Consider the following 23,970-nt stretch of genomic DNA (forward strand, 5'->3'; position numbering starts at 1 on the left):
CATGACCGCGACACTCTGCCTGACCCTTTTCGCCCCCCTGGCGGGCGCCCTGATCCTGGCCCTGGCCGGGCGCGCCCTGCCGCGCATGGCGTCGGGCCTGCTCGCCTGCCTGGCCGTGAGCGCGTCCCTGGCGGGCGCGACCGCGAGCTGGGCGCAGCTTGAACACGGGCGTGAGCTGGTCGTCCATCTCTTCGACTGGTTCGAGGCGGGCGGACTGCGCGTGGCCGCGACCCTGCTGTACAATCCGCTGTGCGCGGCGATGACCACCATGGTCGCCTTCGTCTCCCTGATCATCCACGTCCACTCCCTGTTCTTCATGCGCGACGACGACGGCTGGGTGCGCTACTTCTGCTACCTCAACCTGTTCGTCTTCTTCATGCAGTCCATCGCCATGGCCGACGACCTGGTCTTCCTGTTCATGGGCTGGGAGGGCGTGGGCTTCTGCTCCTTCTCGCTCATCGGCTTCTGGTACCGCGAACCCAAGAACGTGCTCGCGGGCAACAAGGCCTTCCTGGTCACGCGCATCGGCGACGTGGCCTTCCTGGGCGCGCTGGCCGTGCTCTTCAACGCCACCGGCGACCTGAGTATCCAGCACCTGTCGAGCAACGCGCCCATCATGGCCGCAGGCACCCTGACCCTGGTAGGGCTGCTCCTGCTCACGGCGGCCACGGGCAAGTCCGCCCAGCTGCCGCTGCTGGTCTGGCTGCCCGACGCCATGGCCGGTCCGTCTCCGGTGTCGGCCCTGATCCACGCGGCCACCATGGTCACGGCGGGCGTCTACCTGCTCATCCGCACCTTCCCGGTGCTGCTCCACGCCGACGCCGTGGCCCTCCAGGCCGTGGCCGTGGTCGGCGCGCTGACCGCCTTTTTCGCCGCCTGCTCGGCCCTGGTCCAACACGACATCAAGCGCGTCCTGGCCTGGTCGACCATCAGCCAGGTGGGCTACATGTTCCTGGGCGTGGGCGCGGGCGACCCGTCGGGCAGCTTCTTCCACCTGCTGGTGCACGCCTTTTTCAAGTCCCTGCTGTTCATGGTCGCGGGTATCGTCATCCAGGCCCTGGACGAGGAGCACGACATCTTCCGCATGGGCGCGCGGGTACGCGGGCTGGTGCCCGGCGCGGCCCCGGCCTTCTTCTGCGGGGCGGCGGCACTGGCCGGGCTGCCGCCGTTCGCCGGGTTCTTCAGCAAGGGCCGCATCCTGGAAAACGGACTGAACATGGCCCAGACCGGCCAGGCCATATGGATTTTCGTCTGGGCGGCGGGCACGGTCACGGCCCTGCTCACCGCCGTGTACAGCTTCCGCGTCTTCCTGCTGGCCTTTACCGGACGTCCGTCCCTGCCCCCGGAGACCGGCACGGAAAAGACGCCCGCCGCCATGCTCCACGTGCTCTGGCCCCTGGCCCTGCTGGCCGTGGTCGCCGGGCTCCTGGACCTGCCCGCGCACTTCGCCCACCTTCTCGGCGCGCCCGCCCAGTGGCTCGACCATCTGACCGGGCTCGTCCCGGCCGCACCCCACGGGGCCGAGTGGACCGGCACCCTGGCCGAGGGGCTGGACGCCGGACTGGCCGTGTTCGGGCTCATCATGGCCCTGTACCTGTACGGCCCCTGGCGCGGGCGCCGCGCCCCGGCCCCGAACCATGGCCTGCCCCGGTTCCTGCTCAACGGCTGGGACCTGGACGCCCTGTACATGAACGGGGTGGCCCGGCCCTACGTCCGGGCGGCCTCGCGGGTCTGGCAGAATGTAGAGGACCGGCTGGTGGACGGCGCGGCCCTCGGCCTCGGGGGGCTGGCCCTGCGTGCGGGCGGACGGCTTTCCAAGTGGGGCGCGGAGCGTCTCTCCAACTATCTGCTCTGGCTGTTGCTGGGCGTGGTCGCCATGCTCGTGGTCATGGCCGCCATAGGGATTCGGTGAGGCCTGTCATGCACGATTTCCCGCTGCTCACCGCACTCATCCTGCTCCCGCTTCTCGGCGGGCTGGCCGGGCTGTTCTTTCACCGCCAACCGGCCCAGGCGCGGTTCATCTGCCTGGTCGCCGCCCTGGCCGAGCTAACCCTGGCCCTGATCCTGCTGCCCCAGGTCCTCGACGGCCGCCAACTGGTCGAGCGGTTCGACTGGATACCCATGCTGGGCGTGCAGTACGCCCTGACCATGGACGGGCTGAGCTATGTCCTGGTCCTGCTCACGGCCCTGCTCGGGGTGCTCGGCATCCTGACCTCCTGGCGCGAAATCCGCGAGGGCGTGGCCGTGTTCCACTGCCTGTTGCAGGCCGCCCTGAGCGCGGCCATCGGCGTGTTCCTGGCCCGCGACCTGCTGCTCTTCTATCTCTTCTGGGAGGCGCAGCTCATCCCCATGTTCTTCCTCATCGGGCGGTTCGGGCACGAGCGGCGGCGCTACGCGGCGCTCAAATTCTTTGTCTTCAGCATGGTCGGCGGGCTGCCCATGCTCCTGGCCGTGGTCTGGCTCATGCTGACCGGCCAGGCCCCGTCCCTGGCCGCCCTGGCCGGTTCGCCGGTGACCGGCCCCATGCAGGCATGGTGCGCGGCCGCCTTCATCCTGGCCTTCGCGGTCAAGACCCCGCTGCTGCCGGTGCACATCTGGCTGCCGGACGCCCACACCCAGGCTCCCACGGCGGGCAGCCTGCTCCTGGCCGGAGTCCTGCTCAAGACCGGGGCCTACGCCATGCTGCGCTGGGCCATCCCCCTGTTCCCCCAGGCCGTGGCGGACGCCGCCCCGTGGCTGGCCGGGCTCGGGCTGGCCGGATTGTTCTACGCCTCCTGGACCGCCATGGCCCAGCAGGACGCCAAGCGGCTGGTGGCCTATTCCAGCGTGGCCCACATGGGGCTGCTGACCTTCGCCCTGTTCGCCCATGACCGCACCGGCCTGTCCGGCGCGGTGGTCATGATGGTCAGCCACGCCCTGACCACGGGCGCGCTGTTCGTCATGGTCGGCATGCTGGCCGAGCGGTTCCATTCGCGGCGGCTGTCCGATTTCGGCGGACTGTGGGGAAAGATGCCGGTCTACGGCGCGTTCATGCTTTTCTTCGCCGTGGCCTCGGCCGGGCTGCCCGGCCTGTCCAATTTCGTGGGCGAGCTGATGATCATGCTCGGCTCCTTCAAGGTCTACCCGGTGGGCGCGTCCCTGGCCTTTTTCGGCATCGTGGTCGGCCTGGCCTACATCCTGCGCCTGCTGCGCGGCACCATCCTCGGCCGCCCCGGCCCGCTGGCCGAATCCGCCGAGGCCGTGGACCTGAACGGCCGGGAAATCCTGATCCTGTCGGTCTTCGCCCTGGCCGTGCTGCTCATCGGCATGCACCCCGGCCCGCTGCTCGACCTGATCCGCGAACCGCTCAACCTCCTGGCCACAACCAGGCCGATCTAGGCAAAGGCGGCGACCATGCACGATATCCTCCTCTTCGCACCGCACCTGCTGCTCACCCTGGGCATCCTGCTCTGCTTTATCCTGGGCACCCTGTTCAAGCGCCCGGTCGGCCTGTACGGCGTGACCCTGTCCGCCACGCTGGCGGCCGGAGCCCTGGCCCTGGCCGCATACCCCTCGGAGGCCCCGCACCTCCCCGCCCTCAAGCCGTTCCTGGCCACGGACATGCTGAGCGCCTATTTCCTGCCTCTGGTCTGCGCCCTGGGCGCGGGCGTGCTGCTCTTCTACGGTGGCGAGCTCAAGCGCAAGGGACACAAGCACGACGACGAGCTCTACGCCCTGTTCCTGACCGCCTTGCTCGGCGGGATCATCCTGGCGGGCGGGCAAAACTGGCTGGCCTTCTTCCTCGGCCTGGAGCTGCTCTCCCTGCCCCTGTACATCCTCATCGGCCTGCGCAAGGACAGCGGCGGCACCGAGGCCTCGGTCAAATATTTCGTCATGGGGGCCACGGCCAGCGGGATACTGCTCTTCGGCACCGGCCTCATCTACGCGGGCTCGGGCAGCCTGGACATCGCGACCAGCCTGCGCGGACCGGAAGGCGGCGGCACCGTGCTCGTCGGCCTGGCCATGGTCCTGGCCGGGGTGGCCTTCAAGCTGTCGCTCGCCCCGTTCCATCTCTGGGCCCCGGACGTCTATCGCGGGGCCCCGGCCTCGGTGGCCGCCCTGCTGACCTCCATGGTCAAGGCCGCCGTGGGCGGCGCGCTGTTGCGCATCGTCCTGGGCCTCGGCCCGGACCTGTGGCCCGCCACCATCCCGGTTCTCTGGGGATTGGCCGCCCTGACCATGCTGGCCGCCAACCTGGCCGCCCTGGCCCAGGACAGCCTCAAGCGGATGCTCGGTTTCTCGTCCGCCGCGCACATGGGCTACCTGCTCATGGGCGTGCTCTGCGTCAACCAGGCCGGGCCGGGCCCGGTCATGTTCTACGCCGCCGCCCTGGCCGTCATGGACCTGGCCGCGTTCGGCGGGCTCTCCCTGCTGGACGACGGGACCAAGCCCATCGACACCCTGGCTTCCCTGCGCGGCCTGGGCCGATCCCGCCCCTGGGCCGCCGGACTGCTCGCCGCCGGGCTGGCCGCACTGGCCGGGCTGCCGCCCACCGCCGGGTTCACCGGCAAGCTGCTGCTCTTCCGGGCGACCATCATGGGCGGCTACAACTGGCTGGGCGTCATCGGCATCCTGGGCGCGGCCCTGTCCGTGTTCTACTACCTGCGGCCCCTGGTCGCCCTCTACCTGCGCGAGGGCGGCGCGCCGTCGATTCCCGAACGGCTCTCCGTGGCGGGCGGCGTGGCCATCTTCCTGGTCCTGCTCGCCCTCGTCGGGCTGGGGATTGCGCCTTCGCCTATTCTGCAGTTGATTCCTTAGGGTCAAATCAGGTTTTGATGGCCGCTTCGCGGCGATGGACGGATGATTTCGCCTCCGGCGGGCAAGGGTTCGCACCCTTGCATCCCTCTTTTGCGCCTGCGGCGCGGAGTATTCGGCTTCGCGGAGTGAAATAATCTTCAATAAAAAAGGGCGGCCCCTGAATGGGGCCGCCCTTCTTGTATTTGATGGGAATCGGCTAGAAATCGCCGTCAATGTCGGCCACGCCGACCACCTTGTGGTTGACGAACTCCTTGATGCCCAGGTCGAGCAGTTCGCGGCCGAAGCCGGAATTGCGGATGCCGCCGAAGGGGATGTCCGCCTTGACCATGGTCGGGTGGTTGACGAAGACCATGCCGGTGGAGATCTTGCGGGCCACCTCCTCGCCGTGCTTCAGATCCGAGGTGAAGACCGAGCCGCCCAGGCCGAACGGGGTGTCGTTGGCGATGGCCACGGCGTCTTCCTCGTCCTTGGCCCGGAAGAGCATGGACACCGGGCCGAAGAACTCCCAGTAGCGGGCCGGGTTGTCCAGCCCCACGTTCTCCAGGATGGTCGGCTGCACGAACGCGCCCGTCTCCGGGACCTTGGGGCCGACCTCGGTGGCCGTTGCGCCGTGCTTCACGGCCTCGGCGATCTTCTCCTTGAGCTGGTCGGCGGCCTCCTGGGAGGACAGCGGGGCCAGGGTGGTCTCGGAATCGAAGGGATCACCGGCCTTGAGGCCCTCGACGCCCTTGACGTACTTCTCGCGGTAGCGGTCGTACAGCTCGTCCACGATGATCATCCGCTTGGACGAGCAGCACACCTGGCCGCCGTTCCAGTGGCGGCCGAACACGCCCCACTTGACCGTCTTGTCCAGGTCCGCGTCGGCCAGGACCACGAAGGCGTCGTTGCCGCCCAGCTCCAGGGTGGACTTCTTCAGCGCCTTGGACGCCTGGGTGGCGACCACCTGGCCCGCCTTCTCGGAGCCGGTCAGGGCCACGCCGCGCACGCGGTCGTCGTTGATGATCAGCTCCAGCTGGTCGCGGGTGGCGTAGAGGTTGGTGAACGCCCCGGCGGGCAGACCGGCCTCGAGCATCAGCTTTTCCGTGGCCGCCGCGGACTGGGGCACGATGGAGGCGTGCTTGAGCAGCAGGGTGTTGCCCGCGGATAGCTGCGGCGCGATGATCCGGGCCACCTGGTAGTACGGGAAGTTCCAGGGCTCGATGGCCAGCAGCACGCCCAGGGGCTCGGCCAGAAGCTTGTACTCGCCCTTGGTGGCCGGGTCCACGTCCAGCTTGCGCGGGGCCAGCTGGGCCTCGGCGTGCTTGGCGTAATAGTCGAAGATGTCGGCGGACAGGTCCACCTCGGCTTCGGCCTCGGCCGTGACCTTGCCCATCTCGAGCGTCAGGAGTCGGGCGTACTCGGACTTGTCCCTGCGCAGGATCTCGGCGGCCTTGCGCATGACCGCCGCCCGCTCTGCAAAGGAGGTCTCCCTCCAGGTTTCAAAGGCGGCCTGCGCGTTGTCCAGGGCCTTGCGGACCTCGTCGTCGGTGGCAAAGGGGAAGGTGGCGACGGTCTCGCCGGAATACGGATTGATGGTGGCGTAACTCATAGTGGAACTCCTTGGGCGCATGGCGCCCGGTATCGGCAACATGCCTCGGGATGTCGTGGTTGTACGAAACGGGCCGCAGACGAACCGTTTCGCGAAGTCAAATCCCGTCGCGCATGCCGCCTTGCATGCTGTCCGGGCGCACGGCCCGGAGCGGGTAAACTACAATGCTTGAGTCGGATTCCAACCGATGCCCGGGGATCGATGCATTCGGCTTCAGGTATGTAGTCGCTAGTAAAAGATACAATCAACTTGGGGTATTAATAACATTTTAATAACTATTGTCAATAAGGAATCTGTAAATTTTCGACAACTTTTCCGCTCCCCGGCCAGGGGGCGCGACATGGCGCGCCCCCTGGCCGGGCCGGACCAGGATGGTCCCCTCAGCGCCCTCGCCCGCCCGGGCAGGACCGGACATGCAGGGATTCCCGCACCCGGCACAGGAAGGCCCGGTTGTGGGACGAGCCCTCGCCCATATGCCGGTAGATGGTCATCTTGACGAAGTCGGTCAAAAACGCCCAGACCAGCGAATACCCCCAGACCAGGCCGATGGCCGCCCAGTCGATGGGCGCGATGAGTCCGAACCCGTAGGCGGCCAGCAGGGTGCCCAGGAGCTTGGTGCCCACGGCGGACCAGATCATGACCGGCGCGGGGTACGGCGGCTTCCAGAAGTACCCCCGGCTGCGCGACACGAACAGGGTCAGGTGGCCGGAAACGGCCATCTTCAGGAAGATGTAGGTCTGGACCTCGGCGATGGTCAGGTGCAGCCAGGTCAGCCCAAGATAGAGCATCAGAAAACTGCCGAGCACCCCGGTCAGCCCCATGGCCAGGGAGACCGACAGGACCCGGTGCATGTTCCAGCGCACCGGATTGGGGTCCAGCCAGGTGCGGTCGTAGGCGATGGTGATGATCGGCACGTCGTTGAGGAAGGCCAGCAGGATGATCATGATGGCCGTGATCGGGTAGAAATTGAAGGCGATCATGGCCAGGACCACGAAGATCATGATCCGGATGGTCTCGGTGATGCGGTAGATGGCGTAGCTGTCCATGCGCTCGAAGATGCGCCGGGCCTCCTCCACCGCGTTGATGATCACCGAGATGCCCGGCGCGGTCAGGACCAGGTCGGCGGCCATGCGCGCCGCGTCCGTGGCCCCGCTCACCGCGATGCCCATGTCCGCCTGCTTCAGGGCCGGGGCGTCGTTGACCCCGTCGCCGGTCATGCCCACGATGTGGTTGCGCGACTGCAACAGCTTGACGATGTTGAACTTGTGCTCGGGGAAGACCTGGGCGAAGCCGTCGGACCGCTCCACCTCGCCGGCCGCCTCGCCCTCCTGGCCGTCCGCATCGAGCCACTTCCCGGCCACGGAGATGTTCTGCCCGAGGTCGAGCTGGCCGGAAATCTCCTTGGCGATGGCCAGGTTGTCGCCGGTGACCATCTTGACCTCGATGCCGTGCTTCCCGGCCTGCTCGATGGTCTCCTTGGAGTCCTCGCGCGGCGGGTCGAACAGGGGCAGGATGCCCAGGAAACGCCACCCGCCGCCATTCTCGCTGCGGGCCACGCCGATGGTCCGGTATCCCTTGACCGCGAAGCCGTGGGAGGCCTCCTCGGCCTTGTCGCGAACGTCGTCGCCCACCCCGGCCAGGTCCAGGATGACCTGCAACGCGCCCTTGCTGACCTTGAAATCCGCGCCGTCGGGCGACTTGACCGAGGCCTCGGTGCGCTTGCCCACCGGGTCGAAGGGCACGAACTTCTCCTGGGTGTACGTCGCCAGGACGGACTTGTCCGCGAGGCCTTCCATGACGGCGATGTCGATGGCGTCCTCGTTCTCGGCCTTGGAGGCCAGGCTCCCGGCCAGGATGAGGTCGGCCGCGTCCGTGGCCTCGAAGACCACGGGGTCGCCGAGCTTGAGCTTGTTCTGAGTCAGGGTGCCGGTCTTGTCCGAGCAGAGGATGTCCATGCCCGCCATCTCCTCGATGGATTCCAGGCGCGAGACGATAGCCTTGTGCTTGGACAGGGCCAGCGCGCCCACGGCCATGGTCACCGAGAGCACGGCGGGCATGGCCACAGGTATGGAGGCCACGGTCAGGATCAGGGCGAACTGGACCAGCTCCAGGAACGGGGTGCCCCGGAAAAGCTGGACCACGATGAGCACGGCCACCAGGGCCAGGCTGAGGAATATCAGGTAGTCGCCGATCTTGATGACCGCCTTCTGGAAGTGGGACACGGCCTTGGCGTCGGACACCAGCCGGGCGGTCTTGCCGAAGAAGGTCTCCCCGCCCGTGGCCGTGACCACGGCCTCCATTTCGCCCTGCCTGGCCACGGCCCCGGAATAGGCCAGGTTGCCCACGCCCTTCTGCACGGGCAGGGACTCGCCGGTCAGGGCGGACTGGTCCACGCTGAGGTAGTCGCCGTCGATCAACCGGCAGTCGGCCGGGATGATGTCGCCCATGCGCAACCGGATGACGTCGCCGGGCACCAGGTCGCGGGCCTCGACGCTGCGCCACTCGCCGTCGCGCAGCACCCGGCCCTTGAGGGCCAGCTTGCTCTTGAGCGCGTCCACGGCGTTGCCCGCCTGGTATTCCTGCCAGAACCCGACCACCGCGTTGAAAATGAGCAGGGCCAGAATGATGAAGAAGTCCGCCCAGTGGCGCACGGCCAGGGAGAGCACGGCGGCCACCTCGATCATCCAGGGGATCGGCCCCCAGAAATAGCCGAGAAACTTCATCAGCGGGCTGACCCGGTGCTCCTCAAGGGCGTTGGGCCCGTACTTGTTTAGCCGTTTGGCGGCCTCTTCGCCGCTCAGCCCCCGGGCCGAGCTGTCCAGGTCCTTGAAGACCTCTTCGGGGCTGCGGTAATCCTGTTCCCTGGTGTCCGTGTTCGCATTCTGTGTGGCCATGGTATGTTCCCCGCGACGAAACGCCCGCACAGGGGCGTATTGTGCTGTCGGCCGGTCCGGGCTCATCCGCCGCGACATGGCGGCGGGTCCTCGTCTGCCCGGCTCCGGCAAGCAGGCAGCGATAACGATACCTGCCAACATACCACACCCGCCCCGTTTTGGACAGGGGCAGCCCCGCTCACGCGGCTCGGCGGGCAAGGGGCTCATTTCACGGGGGATCGGCGCGGGCCGGGGAACAGGGCCGCGAGTCGTCACCCAATCGTCGCGATTTCAGGGCAAAGACGCCGCCCCGAATCAGGCCGCGTCGACCTCCTCCCAGAGGTTGACCTCGGTAGGGCCGGACTGCAGGCCGGCCGTGGCCTCGCGCATGGCGGCCATGTGCGGGGCGCGGCTGTGGGCCTCCAGGTGGGCCGGGCTTTCCCATATCTCGTAAAACAGGAAGGTATTGCCGTAGCCCGAGCGGTGCAGGTCGTAGCGCAGGCAGCCCGCCTCGGCGCGGACCTCGGGCATCACCTTGCGCAGTTCCTTTTCCAGGGCCGCCTCGCAGCCATCCTTGGCCATGATCACGGCCGTCACATAGGTCTTCGCCATGTTTTCACTCCTTATGATTACGCCGGAGCGCTCCCCCGGCGGGCCGGGCCAGGGTAGCCCACGCCGGGCGGCCGGGCAACCGGCGAACGGGCCGTTTTCGCGATGTGCAAAGAATCGTGTAACCGGACACGTCCGCGCGGCGATGTTACCACTGTGGGCGGCGCGTTTTCAGCCCACGGGTTTCCGGGCGGACCGGCACCGGTTGCGGCGCTCCCTCCCCCGGCCGGAGGCCCCATCCTTTCGATCCGGCAACTCCAACGGCACGGGCACCGTCTCCCGCCCCACCCTGGCAGAGGATCGATCCCCCGGGGGCCGCGCCGAGCGCGGCTCCCACAACGGATACCGGGCGCGGCCCGCTTGCGGCCCCGCCCCGCATGAGGCATGCTGCGGACATTGACGGCACCTCAACGATAAAAGGTCGAATGCCCGTACACCTGGACGACGCAGAGATCATCGAGCGCATCCTCGATGGCGACAGGGACGCGTTCGCGCTCCTTCTCAAGCGGCACGAGAGCCATGTCTCCCGGCTGGTGGCCGCGCATGTGCCCCCGGACCAGGTGGCCGAGGTGGCGCACGAGGCGTTCATCCGGGCGTACAGGGGGCTGCCGGGCTATCGTCCGGTCAAGCCGTTCCGCAACTGGCTGACCACCGTGACCCTGCGCTGCTGCAAGGACTACTGGCGCAGGACGTACCGGAGCAGGGAAGCCCCGGTATGCGAATTGAGCGAGGACGGACAGCGCTGGATGGACACGGCCCTGGCCTCGGCCTCGACCGAGGAATTCGAGACCCTGGCACGGCGGCGCGAACTGGGCGAGATACTCTCGGCCGTCCTGGACATGCTTTCGCCGCTGGACAGGATGGTCATGACACTCAGCTACCTGGAGGAACGGTCGACCAAGGAAACGGCGGAGATGCTCGGCATCAGCGTGCCCAACGTCAAGGTGCGCGCCTTCCGGGCCAAACGGAAACTCAAAGGCTTTCTCAAGCGCTACGGCATCCAAGGAGAGGAGCATGAAGCGTAGATCCAACCCCAAGAAATTTCAGACATTGCTTTCCCTGATCCATGCGGCCCGCCCGGACTGGCGGCCCGACCGATCGTGGCGCGACGCCGTCCTGGCCGAAGCGGCACGGCTGCACGCCACGGCCATGGATCTGGACCGGCTGGCCCCCCGCTTCACCCTGGCGGCAGCGGCCGTGTCCGGGGTCAGCCTGCTGGCCGCCTTCTGGGTCCTGAACGACCTGTCCACCCGGATCCTTTCGGTCCTGTCCAGCCAGGCGCTCCAGTTCGGCGCGCCCGGCCTCGGCATATAGGGAGCGGGCCATGCGGAACTGGAAGATCTGGACCGCCTTCATGGCGGTGTTCCTGGCAGGGGCCCTGTCCGGCGTGGCCGGAACCGGTATGTACCTCAAGCTGCAATTCGCCCCGCCCCCGGACCGCGATACGTTCCGGGCCGAGATGGCCGAGCGGGTGTCCTCCACCCTGTCGCGCGAGCTGGGCCTGAACGGCGATACGGCCAAGGCGGTACGCGCCGAGGTGGTCGCCGCCCTGGACCGCCTGGAGGCCGTGCACGCGGAGCTCCGTCCCCGGGCCCGGGCCGTCATCGAGGACGGCATCGAGCGGGTGAAGAGCCACCTGACCCAGGCCCAACAGGCCGGGCTCGACGATCTGATCAAGCGCAACCGGGAGAGGCCCTTCAGCCTGTTCCGCCTGCCGCCCCCGCCTCCGCCGCCCCTGTTCCCCTGAACCGGTGCAAAACCGCGCCCAAACAGAACCTACTTGTCCACCCCGGGCAAAATTGATAGGTGTTTGATTCCAGTAGGCATCTGTCTGTAGGCCCCGGAGAGAACGCGAATTCGCGCGCCTCCGGGCCCCTTGCCGGGCGTAGGTTGGAGGCTCGCCGCGTTTGCCAAGACGCAAGCCATCCTCTCCTGAAACGCCAACGCTGCCGCATAAGAGCGAATTTTCGCGTAGGTGCGGCAGCTGCAAGGCGCAAGGAAGATGCAGGACCGCCGCGTATCTTCATACGCAAGGGTCTGCATATTCCGCAGCAACGCCGCAGATGTCGTGCCTACGCGAAAATTCGGGGAAGCGTTTCGGCACCGGTGTGTCGCTTGGTCTTCAAAACCAATGTGTGGCAGTGATGTCACGGGCAGGTTCGACTCCTGTACGCTTCCGCCATCGTTAACAAAAAAGAGACAGTCCGGAGACTGTCTCTTTTCTTTTGAAGCAAGGGTTCCTGTACGAGGCCGGCCCGCGCGCAAAACACGCGACTTGCCCAGCAAAGGGATTATCCCTTTTTCATGCTCAAGCCTATTCGCCGCCGTTGAACGTCAACGCTCAGTACAGTGACTTCCACCTCTTTGCCTGCGGCCACGACGTCGGAAGGATCACGGACAAAACTGTCCGAGAGCTGACTGATATGCACCAGGCCGTCCTGATGGACGCCGATATCAACGAAGGCGCCGAACTTGGTGACGTTGGTGACGATGCCGGGCAGCTTCATGCCCTCGTGAAGGTCTTTGATGTCGTTCACCCCTTCGGCAAAGGAAAACACGCTGAATTCGGCTCGAGGATCACGACCGGGCCTGGCAAGCTCATTCATGATATCCCGAAGGGTCGGCAGGCCGACATCTTCAGAGACATACGATCCGATGTCCACGCGGGTCCGGGCGTCCTCATTCGTGACCAGTTCGGAAACGGAGCACCCCGCGTCCTTGGCCATCTTCTTCACCAGATCATAGCGCTCGGGGTGGACGGCGCTGCTGTCGAGAATCTCTTTGCCTTTGACGCGGAGGAATCCGGCGGCCTGCTCAAAGGCCTTGGGGCCAAGCCGAGCCACCTTGAGCAACTCGCGCCGTGAAGAAAACGATCCGTTTTCGTCCCGGTACGCCACGATGTTCTCAGCCAACACCGGCCCCAGGCCGGAGACATGGGTGAGCAGTTCGACGCTGGCGGTGTTCAGGTCGACGCCTACCGAGTTGACGCACCGCTCCACAACGTCATCAAGCCCCTTTTTCAAAGCGGTCTGATCCACGTCGTGCTGGTACTGTCCCACCCCGATCGATTTGGGATCGATCTTGACCAGTTCGGCCAGCGGGTCCATGAGCCTGCGGCCGATGGAGACAGAGCCGCGCACAGTGAGATCAAGATCCGGGAACTCGCGCCTGGCCACTTCGGAGGCCGAGTAGATGGAGGCACCGGACTCGTTGACCAAAACGACGGGAATACCAAGACCGAGCTCGCGCACGAAGGCCTCGGTCTCGCGCCCTGCCGTGCCGTTGCCTATGGCTATGGCTTCGACGTCATATCGTGAACAAAGATTGCGGAGTATGTGCGCCGCGTCAGCCTGCTGTTTCTTTGAGCCGGTCGGGTAGATCGTGGTATGATCCTTCAATGCGCCCTGGGCGTCGAGAACGGTCAGCTTGGCACCGGTTCGGAAACCGGGATCAAGAGCCAGTACGCGCTTCTGTCCAAGGGGTGCCGCGAGCAGCAATTCGCGCAAGTTCGAGGCAAATACGCCAATGGCTTCGGCATCCGCCCTCTTCTTGATTTCCGCACGGACCTCGTTTTCAATGGAGGGACGAAGCAGTCGTTTATAGCTGTCTTCAAGGGCCGATTCGACCTCATGGGCATCAGGGCCGGAACCGTGGACCAGCTCCCGAATTAGCAGATTCACACCTTCATCATCCGGCGGTCGCACGGAGAGCCGGAGGACCTTTTCCTTCTCTCCCCTGAACATGGCCAATGCCCGATGTCCCGGGACACGCACAAGCGGCTCGTCCCACTCGAACCAATCCCGGAATTTCTGCCCTTCCTCCATCATCTTCTTGATGACCTTGGATTGGAAACGGCCACGCTTCACGAACAGGACGCGGAGGGCCCCACGTATCCTGGATTGCTCGCTAACGTCTTCCGCGATGATGTCTCGTGCGCCGGCAAGGGCGGTCTCGACGTCGGGGACACCCTTGTCGGCGTCGACATAGGATTTCGCCTCCAATTCGGGATTTACGCCCTTCTGCTTGAAAAGCAGCTTTGCCAAAGGAGCCAGGCCGCGCTCCTTGGCAATGCTCGCGCGTGTCTGGCGTTTGGGGCGGTGCGGAAGGTAGATGTCCTCAAGGATCGTTTTATCCTTGGCGTTCTCGATGGCGGTTTTGAGTTCATCGGTGAGAATATCCCGTTCGGCCAAAGAGGAAAGGATGGAGTCGCGGCGCTTGTCCAGTTCGGCCAACTCGGCGAGCCGGTCACGGACTTTGCCGACGGCCACTTCGTCCATGCTGCCGGTGGCTTCCTTGCGATAGCGGGAGATGAAAGGAATCGTGGCCCCTTCGTCGAGGAGAGAAGCCACGGCTTTTACATGCTTGCCGGAGAGCGTCAGTTCTTGCGAGATGCGCTGGATATGTTTGTCATTCAAGCTTTTATTCCTGTCTTTTTTAGATACATGAGTGATTATCTCTTCACCGGGATAGGGTCTTTGCCCAACGAATCGACGCACTCTCTATCACGGCCTCCTTGTCGGCGCCACCGTCCACGGGGGCTCCCCAGACATTGACCTCCTTACCCCCTTGCCGTTTTCTTCCCCACTTCTAAATCGCCCTTGAAATACGGACAATTCATGGTCATCCCAGCCGTGACGACACGAGCAAAGAACAGAAAAAAATCAACGGCAACGGCATGATAGCCTACATCTGAGGCGCACTCCCACAGGCTCCTGTACGCTTCCGCCCGTGCTATCAATTGAGCCCGATCAGTCGGGCTTATCTTTTTTTTCAAAATTATAACCCTCGGATGCACGCCGATGTGGTATAACCGTAGGAACTAAACCCTCAACCCTACGGAGACACACTATGCCGAATATGGATTACCCCGGACCGTGCCCCAGTTGCATGGGGATAGACGGCTGCCCGACGGAAGCCGGTAAGCAGGAAGCTGTGGCCCACTACTGCAAGGGACTGGAGATGGAACTCAACACATGGAAGGCCCGCCTCTATGATGTCTTGGCATCCGAAAGGAGTGGCGACCTTGCCGATGAGATCAACCTGATCAAGTCGACGGTGAAAGAGATCGAAGCCGTTGCCGCGCAAATGCAGGGCACCTGCCCAAGCAGCTTGAGCGACCAGGAGAAGATCGTCGGCGGCAAGCTTGAAGACCTTCGGGTGCATTACACCAAGGCCCTTGAAGTCATTGCCCCCGGTTGGTTTGGAGGATAACCCAAGCGCACCCCTACCATCGATAAAGCCACCGCTTGCAGGTGGCTTTTTCATTGCCTGATCGTCCAAATGAAGAGCCGCACTCGAAAGCTGACGGTTGTTGGGCCATGAGGAGGCAAACAAAGGGAAAGTCAAATCGTCAATAATGACGATGTCATTCTCATCCAAAGTCAAGCCGGTACAGGTTCCTGTTCGCTTCGGCCCAATCAAACCGGAGCTCATAGTTGCAAAAAAAGCGCCTGCCCTTCAAAGAAGGACAGGCGCTTATGCCGTTTAGGGCGTAATTCGCGAACTACCAGCGGGGGCGTTCTTCGCGGGGCTTGGCTTCGTTGACCTTGAGATTGCGGCCACCGAAATCCTTGCCGTCGAGGGCGGCGATAGCTTCCCGGGCGCCGGCTTCGTCCATCTCGACAAAACCGAAGCCGCGCGGGCGGCCGGTTTCACGGTCCTCGACCAGCTTGACGGAAGTGACTTCGCCAAAAGCTTCGAAAGCGGTGCGGACTTCGGATTCAGTAGAGGTCCAGGACAGATTGCCGACATAAAGTTTTTTAGACATTCAAATTCTCCAAAAAAGTGATGATGTATGGCGCCCGTGCGCCGAAAAAAGGGAGCCGCGTACAAGATGCGTACACGGCTCCTCGATTGACTTGTAAACTTAAAACCAGCGCTGGCCACAATTTGACCGCGCCTTCACGGGTGCGGCTGGTGCAAGGGATAGTTCTCCTCTATTTATTGCTCCGAGTCAAGCCACAATCAATAAAAAATAAAAAAAGATATAATAAAATTTCAAAAATAAAAGAAGCGTGGGCCTTCGGCTGTTCAGTGTCGAGATGAAATGGATTCTGACGCCGACGCCTCCTCCAAGCCCCGTCCGTACACTTCCGTCGGGTCGAACACTCACGGCGTCCATGGACGCCCCTTCCAGGCTCTCTAGCCGATTGCCGGCGACGGTTTATCCTACAGGCCGTCCCCTGAAGGCTAAGGCGTGCCAGATTCTCGAACGCTCCCCGGCGCTCAACAAACTCACGAATGCGACAGGGATATACACGCCGACCAGAACGGCGGCCTTGATGAAAATCGCCGTATAGGAAGTGGAGGCAAGCTTATCATCAATGAATGCAAACGCCATCAAGAAAGCGGCTATCGGAGGCAATATCTTGAGGTAGCAATGCAAAAATTGGTTCGCAATGGATATTTGAAACTTCGTGCTCAAATAAACCATGAAAATAACAAAAAACACCAGCGAGACAACGGCACGCAATCCGGCCAGCGCCGTTATCCCACCCAGGTAGCATGCCGGTATGGAGAGCAGGACATTGACCACCAAGCCAATCGTGATGGTCTTCGAGTAGAATCCCACGTCTCCCCGGCCGATGATCAATCTTCCAAGAAGAGGCTGCAGGCCATCTATCGCAAAGGATATGGTCAACAACTGAAGAGCCGCCCCCCCATTTTCCATGTAGGAAGGGTCAACCCACACACCTATAAAATCCGGTCCCAAGAGAATGATGCCCGTAAACATCGGTATACTTATGGAAATAATATATCTCGTGTACTGGAGGTATAATCTCACAACTGTTTCGTTCTCGTTCTGGGCGTAGAGTTCACTGAAAACAGGCATGAACGCGGCAGTCACCGAATAAACAATTTCAACTGCATATGAAGACAAGCGGTTGGCAACCGCATAATACGCATTCCAAATAGTACCCAGGATGGACACAATGATGATCGGCGCGGTTATATTGTTCAGCCTACCGGCCAACGTCATATAAAACAGCTTACCGCCGAAACTTATCAGGTTTCTGAGCTGCTCACGTGCCGGTCTTTGAAGCCGTAGCGCATACGTGGGCATTTGTTTCTTGAATACGTAGTACAGCGCGCATGAAGACATGATGCTTGTCGACAATTTTACAAAAGCCAGGCCAAGCAATCCATAGCCCGCATTCAGGATGATAATGGTCGCAAACAACTTCATCACGCCTATGGAGATATCTATAACAGACTTCATATGATACTGATGAAAGCTCAGTATGATGCCGGTAAAAATATTGGCGACAAAGACAAACAGGATATCAACTCCAATAAGCGCGGAAATGGCTATGGGAGATTGCGCTCCAAGGGCCCCCTTTTCTATGGATTCAATATAACTCGGCATGAACAACATTATCAGGACCAGGCAAGCGGCCCCAAACAATGTGAACAATGAAATCGATGACGTTATTAAATCCTTTAATTCATTCAGCTTGCCTTTCGACCGATACTCCGCCGCAAGTTTTGTCGTTGCGGTCGAGATGCCCATATCCAACAGCCCTGAATAACCGGCGACAGTCAAGACCACCGCCCAAAGACCGTACTGCCGATCTCCAATGGCGTTGATTATGAATGGAGTTAAATAGAATACAATGGATAGGTTGACGAAATACCGAAGAAATGAAGCGAATGTATTTCGAGCCAACAACCTGTGAACGCTAATCATTTTAACCGACTATCCAATGTTGTTTTTTTTCGACACAAAACGCGTTACTTTAAAGCCATTTATTTTGCCGGACAACACAAAACATCAGCAAGTACCAGATTCCACCGTTGTTCGCGCCCAGCGTCGGCTTGAACTCCGGCCACGGGTTCCCCGTGGGAGATCACTTCCCGGGCCGCTCAACAGCACTTCCAAGTTATTTCTATCATTTTTCAAACGAGTTACCAAGCTCTTGGCGGGGCGTGCACAGCGTCCTCCTATTCAGGCCGATAGGCCTCTCCCCAGCTATCCGCTCACTATCCCGACCAATTCGTACATCGAGATCCATGCGCCGAACCGCCGCCTTCCGCGCCCGAGATCGGCAAGGGCTGTCCGGGGAGTCCGCCGGAAAGGAAACGGCTGGCTCGGTTCACCATGCCACGATTCCTTCGACAGGATTTTCCGGGCAGAGGACATATGGAGTTCGCCAAGCCGAACTCCAGCCTGAGGCGAAGGCCGACCGTATGTGCGGCAAATCGAATTGTTTGTTGAGAATCTTTGCTTTATAGGTAATTTTGTGTGCGGGAATTGATTCTTCGATTCGCGGCCGGACCGACAGGCAAGGACCTCTCGGTTCCTGGCGCCCGCCCAATCGACCGTTCAATGATGCTGGGGATACAACACATCCACCGATCCACCTTTGAGGGAGAACCATGAAACGGGCTTTCGTCAACCTGACCATATCCACCGATCTGGGCGATGGCTGTTCCGCCGAGATCGTCATCGACTCCATATGCAACAACACCAGTTCCGGTGGAGTCCGGGTGGCCGACGCCATCGACACTGCGGAAGTCACCAGGCTCGCCCAGGAGATGTCCCTGAAATACGCCTTCTCCGGTCTTCCCCGTGGTGGCGCGAAGACCGGCATAATGTTGCCCAGCACCCTGAGCCGGGAAGAGAAGCTCCGGAAGCTCAGGCTGTTCGGCCAGTCGGCGGCGCCCATCCTTCAGGCGGGCATCTACTACCCGGGCATGGACATGAACTGCGGCCCCGAGGAACTGACGGCCATCTATGCGGGAGCGGGAATCCCCATAGGCCCGCCCACCGACACCTCGCTTTTCACCGCCTTGTCGGCCCAGGCGGCCCTCCAGGCGTATCGGAGGCAGCACAGCACCGGTTCGGTAACGACCCTAGCCATCGAGGGATTCGGCAGCGTCGCAACCCACCTCATCAAGCGGTTGGACGAAAAGGAATTCCGGGTAGTCGCCATTTCCACCATTGAGGGCGCCGCGGCTGACGCGGGGGGGTATTCCAAATCCACCCTCCTCGACGCCAAGCAATCCCATGGAGACGGCCTGGTCCGCCATCTGGCCGGGGCCGGATTGAGCAGGGAGTCGATCTTCGATGCGGAAGCGGACGTCTTCATGCCTTCGGCCAGGGTGGGCAGCCTGACCATCGAACTGGCCGCAGGGTTGAAGACCGCCTCCGTGATACCGATCGCCAACGCCCCCTACCGGGAAGGCGTGGTCGAGGCGCTCGAAGGCAGAGGGGTGATGTGCATGCCCGGCTTCATCGTCAACAACGGCGGGGTATTCGCCTCATCCCTCTATGACTCGGGGGTCGGGATCGAAGCCATTGAGCGCCTTTGTTCGGATTCGTACAGCGACGTCCTCCGCGCCCTCATGGGCAAAGCGGCCGAACGGGGCGTCTCTCCGGTGGACATGGCCACAGACATCGCGCGCAGGGAATTCGAGGCAGCCTCCTCGAACGATTCCATCCTGGACAAGGTGATGCGCAAGGGGCTGGTGCGGAAAGCCATTCCGTCGAAATTGTCAGGAAGGCTTCAATACAAGGCGTTCATCCGCCATCTCGACAAGCTGCGCGGGGTCATCGCGGACTACGCCTGACCGGAGTGGCCCGCCCGCCCACGATCAGGGCATAGAGACGGGGCGCGCAGCGTTCAAGCAGGAGAACGCCCCCGATCGTGACCGCGACACCAAGGACGAAGAGAAGCAGGTAGGAGGACTGGACGGCATAGCCCATGTCCCGCAACCACCCGGCAAGCAGAGTGATGACCGGCTTGTGGAACATGTACAACGGAAAGGAGTACGCCGCCCCACGGATCAGCCACCGCTGTAGCCTTGACGACGGCCGCACGGGGAACAGGGCGCAGGCGAAAGTGAAAAACGCCACGGCGGCCACCGTGCCGCTGAGGCTGACCAAGAGCCATACCCCCAGGGGAAACACCTTGAGGTGGGCGACAACGAAATAATATGGGTAGGCCATGAAGGTGGCCAGCCAGACGGCAAAGGCGGCCACGGCCAGGCCTCCCGACCGGAACGGATACGGGCGGATTCTATCCAGGGACCGGCCCCAGAGCCACCCGAGCGAGACAAAGATGAGACCCGCCGGGGCGGTGTCCAGCCCGACAGGCAGGAACGGCCTGTATTTCGCGGCCAGGCCGACGAGGACAGTGCCGCCCAGGGCGCAAAGCAACGCCCCCAAACGGATTCCGGCGATTCTGGTGAGAATATCCAACGCCACGAAACACCAAAAAAGGGACGGCAGAAACCAGAGCGGAGAATTCCAGTATAGAGCGTTCGGGGATTGCGCCCAGAAGATGCCGGACAAGATTGAGACAAGGAAGCCCGGCCCGGATGCGGGCCCGCCGGCAACCCAATACAAACCTGCCGTCAGCAGGCAGGCGATGAAGTATGGTACGATGAGGGTTGTAAACTTCTTCCGGGCGAGAGAAACAAACGGTATGTCCTTGAACAGCATCCCGCTGAGAAAAAAGAACAAGGGCATGTGGAATGAATAGATGGCCTTTTCAACCGGCCAGGGGAAATGGGAGTGACCGGCCACGACCAGGGCGACACCGAAGATCCTGACCAAATCCAAGGAAGCATCGTGTTGTTTGGCCTGGTCCTTGTTCATCGTTTCCCTGCATTGATGGAGTACATATGAAAATACTCGTGCCTTCCCGATACGCTCCCGGAATCTCCTCCGAGAACCGCCTGAAGCCTTTACTAGAAAACATACTTTACTACGATTTTCAAACAGTTCAGCAAGGGCTGGCACTCCGGGCCGCGCGCAAGTTCGGGCTCGCCGGGCCCGCCCGGCCCCGGCTGCTCATCCAGGGGCAGGACGCGTCCGATGCGCCCGCCGACGTTCAGGGCGCCGTGCTGGACTGGGGGACCGGCAAGGTCCACGTGGACATGCTGCATGCCCGGGCCGGGGGCATACGCTGGCTGCACTCCATGAGTTCGGGGATAGACCATCTCCCCTTGCAGGACATCGGCGACCGGGGGCAGATTCTCACCTCCAGCAAAGGCCTGCGTCATAAAGCCGTCTCCGAATACGCCATGGGGTTGATCTACCTGGGCGCCAAACACTTTCTGGAGCACCACGACAAGACGGTCCAACGCGAGATACGGTCAGGCGAGATCGCGGGCGCCCGCCTGTGCATCCTGGGCACGGGCTCCATCGGCCGGGCCCTCGGCCGACTTGCGGCGGCCAACGGCATGCTGGTGTCCGGGGTCAACAGATCGGGACGAAAACCCGAAGGATTCGACGCGGTATACCGCACGGAAGACCTTTCCGAGGCCGTGGCCCTGGCAGACGCCATCGTCGTCACGCTCCCGTTCACCCCGGAAACGGCCCGCCTGGTCGATGCCGACGCCTTCGCCGCCATGACTCGAAAACCGTACCTGATCAACATCGGCAGAGACGCCATCGTGGACGGTGAGGCGATGAAACAGGCCCTGCGGACCGGCGCGATATCGGGCGCGGCCCTCGACATCGACCCCCAAGGCAAAAGCCATCCCTGCCACGGCGAGCCCAACGTATTGTTCACCAACCACTCCGCCTACTCCCTGGCCGGGGACAAGGAGGACCTCTTTCAGCGAATGGTCGACAACCTGCTCAGATTCACGGCAGGAGACGAACTCCTGGGGACCATCGACCTCTCTCTGGGCTACTGACCGCACTTCCCTGTCGGCCCTGCGGGAGCGGCCTACAGCTCCTTCCCCGAATGGACGTCCCGCAGGATCTTCCAGATGCGTTCCGAGGCCTTTCCGTCCCATTTCTCGGGGATCCTGCTGCCTTTGCCTTTTTCCAGGGCCTGTTCATAGGCGGCCAGGATGGCCTCGGTGGAGATGCCGCTCAAAACGTTGCTCCCCACCTCGACGGTCACCGGCCGTTCGGTATTCTCCCTGATGGTCACGCAGGGAATCCGCAAGGCGGTCGTTTCCTCCTGCAGGCCGCCGCTGTCGGTGAAGACGACCTGCGCATCCTTCCAGAACCACAGCGACTCGCGGAATCCAAGAGGCGGCAATTGCACGATGTTCTCGGGCAAGGCCAGGCCGGACGCATCGAGCTTCTTGCGCGTTCTCGGGTGCACGGGAAATATGACGGGCATCTCCCTGGCAACGATGCCGATGGCCTCGATGACGCTGCTCAGGGTGGCGACGGTATCCACGTTCGACGGGCGGTGCAGGGTCATGAAGGCGTAGGGGCCGGTTTCCGGCTTGTCCCCGGCATGCGAGAACGCCGACGCATCGAGTTGTTCCAGGATTTCCTTCTGATACAGGAGGTTGTCGATCATCACGTGCCCGACGAAATGCACCCGGGATTTCGGATGATTCTCCTTCAACAGGTTCTGTTCCCCGCTCCTTTCGGTCACGAAGCAGAGGTCCGAAATGGAATCCGTGACCAGCCGGTTGATCTCCTCGGGCATGGTCCGGTCGAAGCTCCGAAGCCCGGCCTCAACATGGGCCACGTTGATATTGAGTTTCTTGGACACGATGGCGCAGGCGAGCGTGGAGTTGACATCCCCCACCACCAAGACCCAATCCGGCTTGCATTCGAGGCACACCTTTTCGAACGCGAGCATTATGGAGGCTGTCTGCTCGGCATGGGAGCCCGAACCGGCGTTGAGGAAGTAATCCGGCTTTCCCATGCCCAGATCGTCAAAAAAGGCCTGGGACATTTCGTAGTCATAGTGCTGGCCCGTGTGCACCAGCTTGTAGTCAATACCCCCCGCCTCCCGGGCTGCGCGCATGAGGGGGGCGATCTTCATGAAATTCGGGCGGGCTCCCGCCACCAGTATTACACGGACCATCGTACACTCTCTTTGTGGATTATAGCTTAAGACCTGCCGCCTACGGCAACTCGCCCGGCGGGCAAACGGCAATCGTGTCTGCAGCGTGTTGTCTCGTCATCTCGGTCCATCAACGGAAACGATGCGCTCAAGGGAATCCATGAGCGTGCGCGAAATGGTGTATACCGAGTATTTCCCGTTGTCATAGGGGGTGATGTCCATTTCCGATCGGGCAATCCGCAGGACCATCTCCTTGATGATCTCCCTGTCGTTGAGATCGCAGGCGATGTTGCCCGTCTCCCGCAACACCCGCGCGCTGGCCCCTTCCTTCGGGGTTATCCCGATTATCGGTTTCCCGCTGCCCAGGTAATCCACCAGCTTGGAGGGAAGGAACACGCTCGGCTTGTCGGAAGGAGCGTCGACAAAGAACAGCCAGTCCGCGTCCGTTATCCTTTTCAGGGAGTCCAGATACGGCACCGGTTCCTCAAGGGTTATCAAATGGCCGAGGCCGTTCTCCGCGATCCATTGCCTGCATTCCGACGGCATCTGCCCCACGCAGACGACCTCCAGCAGATCGGAGATACCCGCTGTCTCCTCCAGTTCCTTCAAGGCGGCGAACAGGGGCATTGGGCTTCTTTTCCTGTAGAAATGCCCGGTGTGGAGCATCGTCATGCGCCCCCCGCCATTGCCCCGCGCCTTGCCAAGGCTCCGATACCAATCCGGCACAAAGGCGTGGGAAAGGACCGATGCCTTCTTTTTTGTCTCCTCCCCATACCCTTCCATGGCGAGTTCGACGGTCTCCGGCGAGGTAAAGAGCAGGGCGTCCGCCTTCTCGAACACGTTTCGCTCGAGCCCTTCAATGTATGAAAGGAGTTTCCCATCCAATTCCTCATAGGGATTGTTCGTCCACGGGTCGCTGAAAAAGGCCACCCATGGCAACGAAAGCCTCTGGGCCAACCTCATCCCGAGCAGATGGTTGCTGTGGGGCTGCGAAAAACTCATGATCAGATCATAATCGCCCTTTGCGACCCAATCCAGCTGCTTCCAGGCGGAAAACGTCCACTCCTTCTTCACCGGCATGACCAGCCGGTAAAAAAGCGAACGCAGCAGGCCGCTGGACTTGATCAGGCGCAAAGGCGGCGACAGTTCGCAGGATTTGATCCGATGCACCCGGACCGAGTCCGGGACCAGCGCTGTGGCCGCATCGTCGATCATCATTTCGCCGGGCGGCTCGTAGGTCTTCGGATCAACCATCACGACGTCGACCTGAGCGCCCTGGGAAGCCAGCCCGTGGGTTATCCGCAGATTGCGGATGGACGCCGGATAGAGCAGCGGCGGG

General features: G+C 62.4%; 18 protein-coding genes and 1 tRNA gene. 10 read left to right on the forward strand and 9 right to left on the reverse strand.

Annotated elements, in window-relative coordinates; all coding sequences use genetic code 11:
• Position 1: 1 nt before the first annotated feature.
• The 3 genes from nuoL to ACR42D_RS15425 are packed head-to-tail and all read left to right on the forward strand — an operon-like array spanning position 2 to position 4,797.
• Positions 2-1,912: an NADH-quinone oxidoreductase subunit L gene (gene nuoL / locus ACR42D_RS15415; RefSeq protein WP_484567678.1), complete on the forward strand. Its 1,911-nt coding sequence runs from the start codon at positions 2-4 to the stop codon at positions 1,910-1,912.
• A gap of 8 nt (positions 1,913-1,920) precedes the next feature.
• Entirely contained in the window at positions 1,921-3,378 is a 1,458-nt protein-coding gene (locus ACR42D_RS15420; protein WP_484567679.1) for a complex I subunit 4 family protein, read from the forward strand.
• 15 nt (positions 3,379-3,393) lie between these two features.
• On the forward strand, positions 3,394-4,797 hold the full coding sequence (locus ACR42D_RS15425) for an NADH-quinone oxidoreductase subunit N (protein WP_484567680.1): 1,404 nt from the start codon (positions 3,394-3,396) through the stop codon (positions 4,795-4,797).
• A 196-nt stretch (positions 4,798-4,993) separates the two neighbouring features.
• Here ACR42D_RS15425 and ACR42D_RS15430 read toward each other — a convergent pair whose 3' ends face one another.
• The 3 genes from ACR42D_RS15430 to ACR42D_RS15440 form a co-directional block, all read right to left on the reverse strand.
• Positions 4,994-6,385, reverse strand: coding sequence for an NAD-dependent succinate-semialdehyde dehydrogenase (locus tag ACR42D_RS15430; RefSeq protein ID WP_484567681.1), 1,392 nt, complete (start codon positions 6,383-6,385; stop codon positions 4,994-4,996).
• A gap of 380 nt (positions 6,386-6,765) precedes the next feature.
• Positions 6,766-9,279 (reverse strand): plasma-membrane proton-efflux P-type ATPase, encoded by a 2,514-nt coding sequence (locus ACR42D_RS15435; RefSeq protein WP_484567682.1) that lies wholly within the window; start codon positions 9,277-9,279, stop codon positions 6,766-6,768.
• A 294-nt stretch (positions 9,280-9,573) separates the two neighbouring features.
• On the reverse strand, positions 9,574-9,870 hold the full coding sequence (locus tag ACR42D_RS15440) for a putative quinol monooxygenase (protein WP_484567683.1): 297 nt from the start codon (positions 9,868-9,870) through the stop codon (positions 9,574-9,576).
• 422 nt (positions 9,871-10,292) lie between these two features.
• Between ACR42D_RS15440 and ACR42D_RS15445 the strand changes: the two genes are divergently transcribed.
• The 4 genes from ACR42D_RS15445 (at position 10,293) to ACR42D_RS15460 (ending at position 12,049) form a co-directional block, all read left to right on the forward strand.
• Positions 10,293-10,892 (forward strand): RNA polymerase sigma factor, encoded by a 600-nt coding sequence (locus tag ACR42D_RS15445; RefSeq protein ID WP_484567684.1) that lies wholly within the window; start codon positions 10,293-10,295, stop codon positions 10,890-10,892.
• A complete protein-coding gene (locus ACR42D_RS15450) occupies positions 10,882-11,181 on the forward strand; it encodes a hypothetical protein (protein ID WP_484567685.1) in 300 nt (99 codons plus the stop codon). Before ACR42D_RS15445 ends, ACR42D_RS15450 begins: the two co-directional genes overlap by 11 nt.
• A gap of 10 nt (positions 11,182-11,191) precedes the next feature.
• Entirely contained in the window at positions 11,192-11,614 is a 423-nt protein-coding gene (locus ACR42D_RS15455) for a hypothetical protein (RefSeq protein ID WP_484567686.1), read from the forward strand.
• A 341-nt stretch (positions 11,615-11,955) separates the two neighbouring features.
• Positions 11,956-12,049 (forward strand) — tRNA-Sec (locus ACR42D_RS15460).
• Between the two features lie 109 nt (positions 12,050-12,158).
• On the opposite strand, the gene ACR42D_RS15465 is transcribed toward ACR42D_RS15460, so the two are convergent.
• Positions 12,159-14,282 (reverse strand): Tex family protein, encoded by a 2,124-nt coding sequence (locus ACR42D_RS15465; RefSeq protein WP_484567687.1) that lies wholly within the window; start codon positions 14,280-14,282, stop codon positions 12,159-12,161.
• A gap of 433 nt (positions 14,283-14,715) precedes the next feature.
• On the opposite strand from ACR42D_RS15465, the gene ACR42D_RS15470 reads away from it, so the two are divergent.
• Positions 14,716-15,078, forward strand: coding sequence for a hypothetical protein (locus ACR42D_RS15470; protein WP_484567688.1), 363 nt, complete (start codon positions 14,716-14,718; stop codon positions 15,076-15,078).
• Between the two features lie 292 nt (positions 15,079-15,370).
• Here the strand turns inward: ACR42D_RS15470 and ACR42D_RS15475 are convergent, their stop codons facing one another.
• On the reverse strand, positions 15,371-15,634 hold the full coding sequence (locus ACR42D_RS15475) for an RNA recognition motif domain-containing protein (protein WP_484567689.1): 264 nt from the start codon (positions 15,632-15,634) through the stop codon (positions 15,371-15,373).
• 396 nt (positions 15,635-16,030) lie between these two features.
• Positions 16,031-17,554 carry an oligosaccharide flippase family protein gene (locus ACR42D_RS15480; protein ID WP_484567690.1) on the reverse strand — a complete coding sequence of 508 codons (1,524 nt, stop codon included), beginning with the start codon at positions 17,552-17,554 and terminating at the stop codon, positions 16,031-16,033.
• A 689-nt stretch (positions 17,555-18,243) separates the two neighbouring features.
• On the opposite strand from ACR42D_RS15480, the gene ACR42D_RS15485 reads away from it, so the two are divergent.
• Entirely contained in the window at positions 18,244-19,437 is a 1,194-nt protein-coding gene (locus ACR42D_RS15485) for a Glu/Leu/Phe/Val dehydrogenase dimerization domain-containing protein (RefSeq protein ID WP_484567691.1), read from the forward strand.
• Here the strand turns inward: ACR42D_RS15485 and ACR42D_RS15490 are convergent.
• Entirely contained in the window at positions 19,418-20,467 is a 1,050-nt protein-coding gene (locus ACR42D_RS15490) for an acyltransferase family protein (protein WP_484567692.1), read from the reverse strand. The two genes, ACR42D_RS15485 and ACR42D_RS15490, sit on opposite strands and share 20 nt — an antisense overlap.
• A gap of 26 nt (positions 20,468-20,493) precedes the next feature.
• On the opposite strand from ACR42D_RS15490, the gene ACR42D_RS15495 reads away from it, so the two are divergent.
• Positions 20,494-21,513, forward strand: coding sequence for an NAD(P)-dependent oxidoreductase (locus ACR42D_RS15495; protein WP_484567693.1), 1,020 nt, complete (start codon positions 20,494-20,496; stop codon positions 21,511-21,513).
• 32 nt (positions 21,514-21,545) lie between these two features.
• Here ACR42D_RS15495 and wecB read toward each other — a convergent pair whose 3' ends face one another.
• Positions 21,546-22,652 carry a non-hydrolyzing UDP-N-acetylglucosamine 2-epimerase gene (wecB, locus tag ACR42D_RS15500; protein ID WP_484567694.1) on the reverse strand — a complete coding sequence of 369 codons (1,107 nt, stop codon included), beginning with the start codon at positions 22,650-22,652 and terminating at the stop codon, positions 21,546-21,548.
• A gap of 96 nt (positions 22,653-22,748) precedes the next feature.
• Positions 22,749-23,849 (reverse strand): glycosyltransferase, encoded by a 1,101-nt coding sequence (locus tag ACR42D_RS15505; protein WP_484567695.1) that lies wholly within the window; start codon positions 23,847-23,849, stop codon positions 22,749-22,751.
• Between the last annotated feature and the right edge of the window lie 121 nt (positions 23,850-23,970).

Source organism: Pseudodesulfovibrio sp. lm2024 (assembly GCF_051175575.1).
GTDB classification, from domain to species: domain Bacteria; phylum Desulfobacterota; class Desulfovibrionia; order Desulfovibrionales; family Desulfovibrionaceae; genus Pseudodesulfovibrio; species Pseudodesulfovibrio caledoniensis.